Source organism: Actinokineospora lacus (assembly GCF_053813445.1).
Genome location: NZ_JBQERA010000033.1, coordinates 1 through 2,086, shown reverse-complemented (window position 1 = coordinate 2,086; position 2,086 = coordinate 1). Strand labels below are relative to the sequence as shown.

Sequence of the window (2,086 nt, the reverse complement as noted above, 5' to 3'; positions counted from 1 at the left end):
CATCGCCGCCTACATCCGCTGGCGCAACACACGAGCCCACCCCAAGACCGGCTTCGCCACCGACTCACCCATCCGCACCTGGACCCATTACCCAACCAAGGTTGCGTGACGCAGCACTAGCACACCGCAGTGACCGACCACGACGCCGTCACGGTGCCGGAGGCCATCGAGGAGATCCGGCGAAGACCTGGTCTGCGGGCTGGGGTGAGATAGCCCGTCATCCGGTAGCAGGCCGAGCGGTTCCGGGCGCTGCACTCAGGGGTGTTCGCTCAGCTGTCCAGGCTCGTAGCCACACCCCTCGAGTGACTCCGCCGCCTTCACCCTCCGCCGGACGACGCACTGCGCTACCGAGTCGATCAGACCGGCACGACGATCACCGTCCTTCCTGCCACCTGCAAAGGCGAACGACACATCGTCTCCCCGGAGTCAGCAGAGCTATCTCTGCCGGGGACGAGGTCCGCGTGCACTGCCCCGCCTGAGCAGCGACACCCGGAATCGACGCGAGCTGGCGGTTGACCAGCAGCCACGCCAGCCCCGACCGCGCCGAGCTGGACGATCAACCCTACGGCGACCTCATCCACCGCGTGCGGGCGGCGACCGGCGCGAGGTAGGCGAGTGTGTCGTGATCAACAGCCCGTTCACGCGCTGGGAGGGCGATGACAACCACGGACGCAGGCCGATCCTCACGTCAGTGTGGGTCAACCTAGACATCCTCTTCCCCCGGCCAGCGGACGCACCACGGCACATCATCGTAACCGGGCGCTGGCCAGCATCGTTCCCATCCTTTGGCACTCCCGCCCGAGGTCCGGCCCTCCGCGGAACGACCACGCGCAGGTTGGTGCCCTCCCCGAGGTCACCAACCGCCAAGAGGGAATGCCGCCGCCACTGGCCTCTGATAAACCTCGGCCTCCGTTGGGGTGGCGTGGCAAATGCATCTGATGAGCTGCGCTCTTCGCCCGGTCGGGTCAGAGAAACCGTCGGGGTTTAAGCCGAGGCAGGCCACGAGGCGGCCGATCGTGCGCACCGCCACGGTCATGCCCCTGCCAGCGAGTTCCAGCCCATTGATCTCCTGCGGAGGGCGAAAACGCTCTGGCCGCACATAGGCCGCTCGCACTGCACGAGCACCCGAGGGTTTGAACGCTCGCTCCGCGGCATGTCCGGATGTTCGTAAATCCGCGAACTAGCTAGAAGTTTGTTACAGGAAGACGATCACTTTCGTCTCAATAATTAGGTGGGCGGAATGAGGGTGGTGCTTGCTGTCCCCTGCGAAGTTAAGGGGTGAGGTCGACGGTTGTGAAACGCGCGTCCACAGAGGGCCTCGTCCATAGCACCTCAGGGCCGAAGTGCTCGGCTGCGGGATTGAGATCGCATGAACTGTCAGCCTTCGTCGGTCGGGTGGCACTCGTCTATGTAACGTGGGACCCAGCTCGTGCGACCTCTCGGTTGAGGAACTTCTGAACGGTGGGCATTCGATGGCTGCGAGCGCGACCGAACGGGATCTGGATGGTCTGATCCTTTGGCTCGAGAGGGTCCGGGACCAGTACCGTGCTTAGCATGTTTCTCGACGTCAGCGCCGGTCCGGCAGTCGGGCTATCCGGCGGGCGTCGATGTCGGCGGATGAGGGGGCACGGGGCTCGGCTGCGGATACTCTTCGTTCCCTGATGGCGGCGGGGGTGGTCCGGCACCGAACTACGCATCTTGTACCCCCGGACCACCAATTGCCTCAGCTGCTGATGCTCGGGTTCGTCGTTGACGCAATCTGGCCTGTGGTCCTCGCTCGAAAGCTGCCTACCGATTGGGTGAGCGCCATGAGCGAGCTGACCTCGCCACAACTGGCGCGGATGGTCAGTTACGCGCGGCAGGCCAAGTCCGATGCTGGGTTCACCAAACGACACCTGGTGAATGCGCTGGCGAAGGCTTCTTTTGCAGTAGGCGTGGTGAACCTGCTCACCGATCTCAGCGATCCTAAGAGCTTCTGTCAGAATGAGTGGGTTGGGGTTTTCGCTGGTGGGGAACCCTTCTGCATGGTTGCGCCGTGGGTTGTCGATGACGAGTTGTGGGAGCTGGTCGAGCCGTTGATCCCGGT

General features: G+C 64.0%; 1 protein-coding gene. It reads left to right on the top strand.

Going from position 1 to position 2,086, the window contains the following annotated elements; translation table 11 throughout:
• Positions 1-1,808: 1,808 nt before the first annotated feature.
• Positions 1,809-2,086, top strand: a 278-nt coding sequence (locus tag ACTG9Q_RS32900; RefSeq protein ID WP_455576854.1) for a hypothetical protein, incomplete at its 3' end; no start/stop codon positions are given.